The organism is Alcanivorax xiamenensis (genome assembly GCF_009846745.1).
Classification (GTDB): Bacteria; Pseudomonadota; Gammaproteobacteria; order Pseudomonadales; family Alcanivoracaceae; genus Alloalcanivorax; species Alloalcanivorax xiamenensis.
Genome location: NZ_AQPF01000041.1, coordinates 25,648 through 35,859, shown reverse-complemented (window position 1 = coordinate 35,859; position 10,212 = coordinate 25,648). Strand labels below are relative to the sequence as shown.

General features: G+C 57.6%; 10 protein-coding genes and 1 pseudogene. 3 read left to right on the top strand and 8 right to left on the bottom strand.

The window, feature by feature from the left end:
* A pseudogene (locus A6D6_RS17655) lies at positions 1–1,244 on the top strand (NAD-dependent succinate-semialdehyde dehydrogenase); the annotation flags it as partial.
* A 33-nt stretch (positions 1,245–1,277) separates the two neighbouring features.
* A complete protein-coding gene (hpaR, locus tag A6D6_RS17650; RefSeq protein ID WP_133491317.1) occupies positions 1,278–1,706 on the top strand; it encodes a homoprotocatechuate degradation operon regulator HpaR in 429 nt (142 codons plus the stop codon).
* A gap of 308 nt (positions 1,707–2,014) precedes the next feature.
* Here the strand turns inward: hpaR and A6D6_RS17645 are convergent, their stop codons facing one another.
* The 8 genes from A6D6_RS17645 to A6D6_RS17610 all read right to left on the bottom strand — a co-directional run bounded on the left by A6D6_RS17645 (position 2,015) and on the right by A6D6_RS17610 (position 9,277).
* The gene (locus A6D6_RS17645) at positions 2,015–3,241 is read right to left on the bottom strand and encodes a branched-chain amino acid ABC transporter substrate-binding protein (protein ID WP_159661440.1); all 1,227 of its coding nucleotides are present in this window, start codon (positions 3,239–3,241) and stop codon (positions 2,015–2,017) included.
* Positions 3,242–3,372: 131 nt separating this feature from the next.
* Positions 3,373–4,110: a TerC family protein gene (locus A6D6_RS17640; protein ID WP_159661439.1), complete on the bottom strand. Its 738-nt coding sequence runs from the start codon at positions 4,108–4,110 to the stop codon at positions 3,373–3,375.
* Positions 4,111–4,189: 79 nt separating this feature from the next.
* Positions 4,190–5,194, bottom strand: a complete 1,005-nt coding sequence (gene dmpG, locus A6D6_RS17635; protein ID WP_159661438.1) for a 4-hydroxy-2-oxovalerate aldolase — start codon at positions 5,192–5,194, stop codon at positions 4,190–4,192.
* A complete protein-coding gene (locus tag A6D6_RS17630; RefSeq protein ID WP_159661437.1) occupies positions 5,194–6,165 on the bottom strand; it encodes an acetaldehyde dehydrogenase (acetylating) in 972 nt (323 codons plus the stop codon). Before A6D6_RS17630 ends, dmpG begins: the two co-directional genes overlap by 1 nt.
* Positions 6,166–6,189: 24 nt before the next feature.
* Positions 6,190–6,963, bottom strand: a complete 774-nt coding sequence (locus A6D6_RS17625; RefSeq protein ID WP_159661436.1) for a 2-keto-4-pentenoate hydratase — start codon at positions 6,961–6,963, stop codon at positions 6,190–6,192.
* Entirely contained in the window at positions 6,960–7,781 is an 822-nt protein-coding gene (locus A6D6_RS17620) for a 2-keto-4-pentenoate hydratase (protein ID WP_159661435.1), read from the bottom strand. Before A6D6_RS17620 ends, A6D6_RS17625 begins: the two co-directional genes overlap by 4 nt.
* A 20-nt stretch (positions 7,782–7,801) precedes the next feature.
* On the bottom strand, positions 7,802–7,996 hold the full coding sequence (locus A6D6_RS17615; protein ID WP_159661434.1) for a tautomerase family protein: 195 nt from the start codon (positions 7,994–7,996) through the stop codon (positions 7,802–7,804).
* Positions 7,997–8,014: 18 nt separating this feature from the next.
* Positions 8,015–9,277 carry an MFS transporter gene (locus A6D6_RS17610; protein ID WP_159661433.1) on the bottom strand — a complete coding sequence of 421 codons (1,263 nt, stop codon included), beginning with the start codon at positions 9,275–9,277 and terminating at the stop codon, positions 8,015–8,017.
* Positions 9,278–9,512: 235 nt separating this feature from the next.
* Here A6D6_RS17610 and A6D6_RS17605 point away from each other — a divergent pair, with 235 nt between their 5' ends.
* Positions 9,513–10,178: a hypothetical protein gene (locus A6D6_RS17605; RefSeq protein ID WP_159661432.1), complete on the top strand. Its 666-nt coding sequence runs from the start codon at positions 9,513–9,515 to the stop codon at positions 10,176–10,178.
* Positions 10,179–10,212: the final 34 nt, after the last annotated feature.

Here is a 10,212-nt window from a genome sequence, read left to right as displayed (position 1 = left end):
GAGCGCGCCGCGCTGCTGAAGGAATGGTTTCGTCTGGTGATGGAAAATCGCCAGGATCTGGCTCACCTGCTGAGCCTGGAACAAGGCAAGCCACTGGCGGAAAGTCTCGGCGAAATCGACCACGGCGCCCGCTTCCTGGAGTGGTTCGCCGAGGAAGCCAAGCGGGTGTACGGCGATATCATTCCCCATGATCGCGCCGGCCGGCGTCTGGTGGTGCTGAAACAACCCGTGGGGTGACGGCGGCGATCACCCCTTGGAACTTTCCCCATGCCATGGTCACCCGCAAGGCGGCACCGGCGCTTGCCGCCGGTTGCACCCTGGTGCTCAAACCGGATCCGCAAACACCGCTGTCGGCACTGGCACTGGCGGCACTGGCGGAACAGGCAGGCCTGCCCGCCGGCGTCCTGAACGTGGTCACCGGACTCGACGCCGCCACCATCGGCGCGGCACTGACCGGCGACGAGCGGGTCCGCAAATTATCATTCACGGGTTCCACCGCCGTGGGTAAGTTACTGATGGCCCAATGCGCGGAACAAATGAAAAAGGTCAGCCTGGAATTGGGCGGTAACGCCCCCTTCATCGTTTTCGACGACGCCGATTTGGACGCCGCCGTGCAAGGCGCACTGACATCCAAGTTTCGCAACAGTGGCCAGACTTGCGTCTGTACCAACCGCTTCTTGATCCACGACCGCATTTACGATGCGTTCTGCCAGCGCTTCAGCACGGCGGTGGCGGCGCTGCGGGTCGGGCCGGCTTTCGAGGAAGGTGTGCAGCAAGGGCCGCTCATCAACGAGCAGGCCCTGCGGAAGGTGGAGATTCACCTGGCCGATGCCGCCAGCAAAGGTGCCCGCATTCTCATCGGCGGGCAGCGCCATGCGCTCGGCGGCGCTTTCTTTCAGCCCACGGTGCTGGCCAACGCCACACCGGATATGTTGCTGTTTCAGCAAGAAACTTTCGGACCTCTGGCACCAGTGTTCCGGTTTCATGACGAAGAGGAAGCACTGGCCCTGGCCAACGACACGCCGTTTGGACTGGCCGCTTACCTCTATACACGTGATCTGGGGCGCGCCTGGCGCGTCAGCGAGGCGCTGGAATATGGCATGGTCGGCGTTAATGAAGGTATTATTTCCAACGAGCGGGCACCCTTTGGCGGCATCAAGGAATCAGGTCAGGGCCGCGAAGGCTCCCGTTACGGAATTGAGGACTATCTGGAAGTAAAATACATGTGTCTGGGCATCGGTTGATGCCCATTCCAACTGTAAGGACGCCGATCCCGCATGCCCAAAGCCGCCCCCTCCCTCACCCTGGCCCTGTTGCAGGGTCGCGAAGCCGTGATGGCGTACTTCCGCCCTTTGCTCAACAAACACAACTTGACCGAGCAGCAATGGCGAGTCATTCGTATTCTTAAACAAGCTCCTGACTTTACCCTGGAAAGTCGTGATCTGGCCGCCCTGGCCTGTATTCTCCGGCCCAGCCTTACCGGCGTGCTGGTGCGCCTGGAAAAGGCCGGCCACGTACACCGCTGGAAACCGGAAACCGATCAACGGCGCCTGTGCGTCACCCTCACCGATCAGGGACATGAGGTATTCGCGCAAATGAGCAAAGGCATGAACCGGCAATATCAGAAGATCCAGCAGCGACTCGGCGAGGACGACTACCAGACCTTGATGAACCTGTTGAGCCGGCTGCGGGATCTACAGCCCTGAATAGGTAAACCAGCCGACGGCGACCCAGGTCGCCGCTTTTTTGGGACTCATAGCGGTTTAGAGGGAAACGGCGCTTCGATCATGAGCACGGGTCTGTAACGGAAGGGGCTACGAAGCCGCTGTGGGAGCTTGCTTGCAAGCGAATAAGCTTCCGGGTCCCAAGATTTGCCTGCAAGCAAGCTCCCACAGCGGTGCTGTAGCAACCTCCGGGTTGATATCTTCGGGGTAACCGGGGAATACGGGTATCCTTTCTCCTCTCCAGGAAAGGTTCGTCGTTGAAAGCGCGACGAACCTTCTTTCCGCTTCCGTTATTGTGGCCGACGCATGCGGCACCCGGTCGCCGGCATGGTGACCACCTCTGGTTCAATACGATCCAGTTTGGCGAAATTGAAGTCCGTGCCTTCGGCGCCATAGGGCATGTCGTCCTTCAGCACAGAAACGAACAACGGCGTTTGCAGCTGATGGTCCTCGCCACGCATGGTGACGGTGCCGTAGGACGTCTCCAGTGACAGTCCTTCCAGCGCCCGGGCCACGTCCACCGGATCATTGCTGCCCGCCTTGTTCGCCGCTTTTTGCAGCATTTCCAACATTACCGTGATACGCGGATAAAACAGGAAGTAATCCCATTTCTTGTCTTTATACATCTGCTTCTGACGCTCGCCAATAGCATCGTCATCGGTATCACCGTAATAGCCATAGATCTCATAAATACGGTCCACGCCCTGCTCGCCCAACTGGCTGACTACCCCCGGGCTACCGCCGTAATAAGTCAGGAACGGTACATTCAGACCAAACTCCGCCGCTGCTTTGACCAGCAAGGTGATATCCTGCCCCCAGTTACCGGTGATGATGGCGTCCGCCCCGGATGCCTTGATTTTGGAAACATAGGGGGTGAAATCCTTGACCTTGCTCAGCGGATGAAAATCAGTGCCGACAATTTCGATGTCCGGACGTTTCTCCTTGAGCATGGTACGCGCGGCCTCCGCCAACGCGTGGCCAAAGCTGTAGTCCTGATTGATCAAGTAGATCTTCTTGATGTCATCCCGACTGGCGATCCAGTCGGTGAGCGCTTTCATCTTCATGTCGGAATGCGCTTCGAAACGAAAGTGCCAGAATGAACAGCGATCATTGGTGAAACTTGGCTCCACCGCGCCATGATTCAGATAAAGCACTTCCTTTCCGGGGTTACGCCTGTTGTATTTATCCACCGCCGCGATCAGAGCCGACCCCACCGCTGAGCCGTTACCCTGAACAATGTATCGGGCTCCCTCATCGATGGCCTTCTGTAACTGAACCAGGCTTTCCTGGGGATTGATCTTGTTATCCAGACCGATGATTTCAATGGGATCTCCATTGAGTCCGCCATCGGCGTTAAGCCGTCGCGCGTCGAAGCGCAGATGCTCCAATACCGGCAGGCCGGTGCTGGCCATGGGGCCGGTCAGCGGATCAATCAGCGCGATTTTCACCGGCGCCGCCAGCAACGGCCCCGCCATCATCATCAATGCAGCGAATAGAATAGAAATAGCACTCCGCATAAAGCCTCCGTTGTTATTGTGATAAGCGTTATTCATGCCTCCCGAAGCAAGGCTTTTAAATATTTACTCTGTATATATACCAAAGAGTATGTGCACAACAACGAGGCCTTGTCTATTGTGCCTTGTGGCCCCTAGTCTCCACTGCTCGCCCTGCGACGGCGGGCGCTCATGCGCAGGTTGAGCATTTCCACACCAAAGCTGAACGCCATGGCGAAATAGATGTAGCCCTTGGGTATATGGAAATCGAGACCGTCCGCAACCAACGCCGTCCCCACCAGCACCAGAAACGACAGCGCCAGCATCTTCAGGGTTGGATGTTCGGTAACGAAATTACCGATGGCATTGGCGAAGACCATCATGAAGCCCACCGCGATGACCACCGCGATCACCATCACCTCCAGATGATTGGCCATGCCGACGGCGGTAATAACGGAGTCCAGCGAAAACACCACATCCAGCAACGCGATCTGCACCAGAATACTGAAGAAGGAAGCTCTGCCCCTGGACTTGGTAAACTGATGTTGTTCGCCGGCGTCATCAATGGAGTGATGGATTTCCATCACCGATTTTGCCAGCAGAAATAAACCGCCGAGAATCAGCACCAGATCGCGGCCGGAAATGCCCTGCCCCAGCACCGTGAACCAATCCGCGGTGAGCCTGGTCAGCCAGGCCAGTGACGCCAGTAGCAGCAGCCGCATGATCATTGCCAGGGACAAGCCAATCAAACGCGCCTTGGGACGCTGCCGTTCCGGTAGTCGGTCAACCAGAATGGAAAGAAAAATGATATTGTCGATACCCAGCACGATTTCCAGGGCGGTCAGGGTGGCAAGGGCCACCCACGCCTCTGGAGAAGCTATCCACTCCAGCATTATTTGCTTCCTCAGCCTAGGGACTCATCGTATTCCAATAGAGCGAGGCCAAACTGGCAAGCAAATTTCCGCGCCGGAGTCAGCGGTTAAGCAAGTCCAGGGCTACGTCGACGATCATATCTTCCTGCCCGCCTACCATCTTGCGTCGCCCCAGTTCCACCAGAATATCCACCGTTTTCAACCCATAGCGCTTGGCAGCCACCTCCGCGTGGCGCAGAAAGCTGGAATATACACCAGCGTAACCCAGCGCCAAGGTCTCCCGATCCACTTGTACAGGTCGATCTTGTAACGGCCGCACGATGTCATCGGCGGCGCCCATCAACTTGTATAAATCCGTACCATGCTCCCAGCCCATTTTCTCGGCAGCGGCAATAAACACTTCCAGCGGCGCGTTACCGGCGCCCGCTCCCATACCGGCCAGGCTGGCATCCACCCGTTGCGCGCCCTCTTCCACTGCGGCAATGGAGTTGGCTACACCCAGACTTAAATTGTGGTGAGCATGAATTCCCATGACCGTGCCTGAATCAAGCACATCCCGACAAGCACGCACACGCGCCCGCACATCGTTCATGTTCATGGCACCACCGGAATCCACGACATAAAGAGTCTGAGCCCCATAACTCTCCATCAACTTGGCCTGCTGCGCCAGCCCCTCCGGGCTGTTCATGTGGCTCATCATCAGGAAGCCCACCGTGTCCATACCCATTTCCCGGGCTTTTTCGATATGCTGCCTGGACACATCCGCTTCGGTGCAGTGGGTGGCAATACGCGCCCCCCGGGCACCGGCAGCATAAGCTTCCTTAAGATCATGAATGGTACCAATACCGGGCAACAGCAGCGTAGTAATCATGGCGTGTTCGACCACATCAGCCGCCGCCTCGATCCATTCGACGTCACTATGGGAGCCGAAGCCGTAGTTGAAGCTGGCCCCCTGCAAGCCGTCACCGTGCGCCACTTCTATGGAGTCCACCCTGGCCTCATCCAAAGCCCTGGCAATGCGCCGCACGTCTTCAACGCTGTACTGATGACGAATGGCGTGGCTGCCATCCCGTAAGGTGACGTCGGAAACATACAGTTTGCTCATCAGCGTGCCTCCTCGGGCGCAAGTCGCGTTTCTGCCAGGCGTTCGGCGGTGGCCAAAGCGGCTGACGTCATGATGTCCAGATTGCCGGCATATGCCGGCAAATAATGGGCAGCGCCCTCCACTTCCAGGAATACAGAAACTTTCAATCCCGACTTCATGCCCAAACCCGGCACATTAACCGGACGATCCGCCGAAATGTGCTCGAACTGCACTTTTTGTTTAAGACGATAGCCAGGCACGTAACTCTGCACCGTTGCCACCATCTCTCCGATCGATTTCTCGATGGTCGACTGATCCGCCTCCTCGCACAGTACGAAAACTGTATCACGCATGATCAGCGGCGGCTCTGCCGGATTCAGAACGATGATCGCCTTACCTTTTTTTGCGCCTCCAAGCTTCTCGATCGCCAGGGAGGTAGTCTCAGTGAACTCGTCGATGTTAGCGCGCGTACCGGGACCGGCGGATTTGCTGGAAATGGAAGCAACGATCTCGCCATAGTGCACTTTGGTTACCCTGGACACCGCCGCCACCATCGGAATCGTGGCCTGGCCGCCGCAAGTCACCATGTTGATGTCTTCGGCATCCAACTCATCATCCAGGTTGATCGCCGGTATCACATAAGGACCCAGCGCCGCCGGAGTCAGGTCTACCAAGCGTATGCCATGGGGCGTGAGCAGTTCACGATGCTTGGCGTGAGCACCGGCGGATGTGGCATCGAAGACGATCCGGATATCCTTGAAAGCCGCCATTTTCAGCAGGCCATCAATGCCATCGGCGGTGACCGGCACACCCAGGCGCTCGGCACGGGCGAGACCATCGGAAGCCGGATCAATACCTACCATGGCGCCCATTTCCAGGCCCTTCCCATAGCGTAGGATCTTGATCATCAGGTCGGTGCCAATATTACCGGAGCCAATGATCGCCACTTTTACCCGACCAGGTGTCGCGGGATTCGCATTGGAATGATTCATAAAATACTCCTCAGACGGGCGCGTTCAGGCACCCACATGAAATCCGACCCGCCCCAGGCGTTCCACCATCAGCTGCACGTAGCTGCCAGGGACGAGCCACTGTGCCGGAGTGGCGGCGCCGGCCATAACGATGGCGCCAGCACGCAGTGGTTCACCGGCTTCAGCAGCAACACGGGCTGCAGCGGCGAGGGCTCGAAGCGGATGGCCAAGTAATGCGGCGCTGGAGCCAATCTGCTGATCCTGGCCATCGAAGCTCATCACCATGCCCAGATTGGATAAGTCTTGGCGAGGATCGGCCCAGGGGCCGATCACGAAGCCGGAGGATGAGGCGTTATCGGCGACCACATCCGACAGGGAAAATTTGAAATCACGGTAACGGGAATCGATGATTTCCAGCGCCGGCGCCACCGCATCCACGGCGGCCAATGCCTGGGCCGGAGATTCGCCACCATACAAATCACGCTTAAGTACGAACGCCAGCTCAGGCTCCACTCTCGGATGAATAAAGCGGGCCGGATCGACCACGCCACCATCAGTGATCGCCATGGAGGAAGTGAGGCGTCCCCAGATTACGTCATCAACACCCATCTGGATCATCTTGGCACGACTGGTGAATCCCATTTTGATACCGACGGACTGCTCACCACGCGCCATCCGGCATGCGATCGACAACCGTTGAATTTCGTACGCATCCCACAGGGCCATCCGGTATTCAGGATCTATCTGCTCCACGGCGCTTACGTGGCTTGCGGCATCATCCAGGCGAGCGGCGATTTGCTTCAGGTTGAGTTCGCTCATGACCGCTTCTCCGCCAATTCGCTTTCGAACACCGCCTCGACACTGCCAAGACCGGAAATACGCGCGCTGATGACATCACCAGGCGCCACCTCAACCATTGGACCAAGGGCGCCGGACAGCACCAGGTCGCCAGCCCGCAATGGTTGCCCCAACGCCGCCATCTTGCGAGCCAGCCACAACACCGCGTTGAGAGGGTTGCCCAGACAGGCGCGGCCGGCACCCACCGACACAGGGTCTCCGCGCCGCTCCATCACCATTCCGCACAATTCCAGATCCAGCTCGCCCAACCGGCGCGGCGTGGTCCCGAGTATGAAAGCCCCGCTGGAAGCGTTATCGGCAATAGTGTCGGTGATGCGGATGTCCCACTTGTCGATACGGCTGCCCACCACTTCAATGGCTGGCAGCGCATAGTCGATGGCATTGATCACATCCACCAAAGAAGCGTGCGCCTGCGCCAAATCACTCCGCAACACGAAGGCCACTTCCGCCTCCACTTTGGGTTGATGCAATACCTTCCACGGCACCGGCTCACCACCGGCATAACCCATCACATCAAACAACGCGCCGAAGTCCGGTTGATCGACTCCCAACTGTTGTTGCACCACGCGGGAGGTGAGACCGATCTTTCGACCCACCAGACGGTGCCCTTTTTCCAACATTGCATCGTTATTGCGTTGCTGTATGGCGTAAGCAGAGTCGATATCCAGGCCCGGCAGACTATCGCGTAGCGGCGGCAGGTAGTGGTGATCTTCTGCCGCCGCCCGCAATCGGGACGCAGCGTTATCAATCGTGGCGACGTCAAGAGAGATAGCAGACATGAAATTTTCCAAGGTCAGTGTCAGGTTGTCGGTACGTCACTCTTCAAGCGATCACCAACAGCGAAACGGGAAGAAGGCAGTTCATCAACCATCACTCGCACCGTCTCGATCGGCGCCTGAAGCTGTTCACTCACACAACGCGCCACTTCCCGGATGCAGTTTTCCACCAGAGTGTTGTCGCGACCTTCAACCAAAGTAATACGTACGATCGGCACCAGGATCTCCAAAAGAAGTTACTCAAGTTCCATTGCTTTCTGCTTGGGCAGGAACAGCAGCACCACCAGCGCCGCCAGCCCAAAGAAGACGGACGTCAGCACCAGCCCCGATCCGAGACCGAAGTTATCCGCCGAGAAGCCGATGATGGCGGGCGCGACGGCGCTAACCGCCCTTCCGCCGTTATAGACCAGCCCTTGAGCAGTTGCGCGAATGGACGTGGGGTAAAGTTCGGCAAAGGTGGGAGCGAAACCGCTGTAAAATCCGGTACCAAAAAAGGCCACCACGGCACCGAATGCCATTAGAATCAGTGGCTCCTGAATCGTCACATACAGCGGTACCGCGATCGCCGAGATGACAAAGAAGGACGTGAAAGCCACACGTCTTCCGACAGCATCGGAAATGTAACCGAAACTGACAAACCCCAGGGCAGCACCCACCTGCATGATGACAATCCAGGTAGTGGACCGAACCAGATCCAGACCCGCTCCACCGTCCGCCACGGAAGTGGAGAGATAGGTGGGGATCCAGGTAAACAGTCCCCAGTAACCACACATCGCTGTGATCATCAGCGCCAGACCAAACACAGTGGTCTTCAGGTGCTCGCCAAAAAGAGCGCTAAGGGTTTCACCAAAAGAAAGACGGTGAGTCTGCTTTTTCCAGATCTCCGGTTCGCTCATATGGCGACGAATGTAGAACGCCAACAAGGCTGGCAGCAGGCCAACCACGAAGACCCAACGCCACCCCAGTAACGGCAGCACCACGGCAGCGACAATAGCGGCGAGTGCGTACCCGCTGGCGAAAGCACTCTGCACCCAACCCAGCACTTTACCGCGATGCTCCGCCGGCCAGGTTTCACTAACCAGAGCCGACCCGGCGGACCATTCCCCCCCCACTCCCAGGCCGACAATCACCCGGAACAGTAAGAGGTGCCACAATTCATACGACAAACCGCACAACGCGGTTCCCGCTGCATAGCAGAGGATACTCAAGACCATGGATCGGGCGCGGCCAATGCGGTCGGCCAAAAAGCCAAACACCAGCCCCCCAAAGGCACTGGCCAGCAGCGTCGCCGAGGCGACCATCCCGGCAGCCCCCTTGTCGAAACCGAGATCCTTACCCACAGCCGAAATAATCATGGCGAACAACATCAGGTCCATGATGTCGAGCATCCAGCCCAGGTACGCGGATCGGAAAGTCTGCCATTGGTGACGGGTGGCTCCCTTCCACCATCGAGTTGACGCCGCAGGCGACGTCACCGTGTGCTCTGCATTGTGTGACATGAGATAGCTCCTCTGTGTCCGAACCAGATACAGCTCGAACGCGTGCCCTTGTTGTTTTTCAGAGCCGACAAAATCGGATCAGCTGTTGCTCTGAACGATACAATATAGAAAAAAATGGATTTTTGAAGACTTTTTTGTAAAAAAAGAGACACTCGTATCTTTCATCGATACAATCTTGTCATTCTTTCAAAAAACGCCGTTCTTTTTCACGGCCACCAACATGGAGCATCTCACCATGACCGCACTGATCTTGAGCCTCTACGAGGATGTCCTGCCTGCCGGATGCGCACCGGTCCACCTGCCTTCTCTACCCCGGTCTCTGTATGTTCGAGACGGCGCGCTGATGGTGGAATCCGAGCACAGCAGCCAATGGCTGACGACCGGGCAAGCACTGGTAGAGGACCATCCCCATACGCTGCTGGCAGGGACTGACTGTCCGGTAACCCTGTGGCGCTGGGAGCTCAGCCGAGGCGACTCTGGCCCACTTCGCGCGGCTCCCGCGACTGAATCGACACTTAAACTGGAAACCGGACTGACCCTGCCCAATGGCTATGAATGGCTGATGCGTTGTGATCGTGTGGCCTTCCCGAAGGGCGGCACTGCCTGGACTCATGTGCATCAGGGCCCGGGGATACGCTGCTGTCTGGAAGGGGAAATCACTATCGAGACCGAAGGTGAAATCCATAGTCATCCGGCTGGCTCAGCCTGGTTTGAAAAAGGGCCCGCACCGGTGCTCGCGCCCACCTCCGAGCTTGAAGAGACCGCTTTTATTCGCTGTTTCCTGCTGCCCCGGGCGCTCAAAGGCCGCAGTTCGATCCGTTACGTGCACGCGGAGGACGCCAGCAAACCCAAAGTGCAGGCATACCAAGTGTTCGCCGAGCGCTTCATAAATCTGCCCTAGAGGAGATCCGGCGCGCTTTAATCCGCGCGCCGCT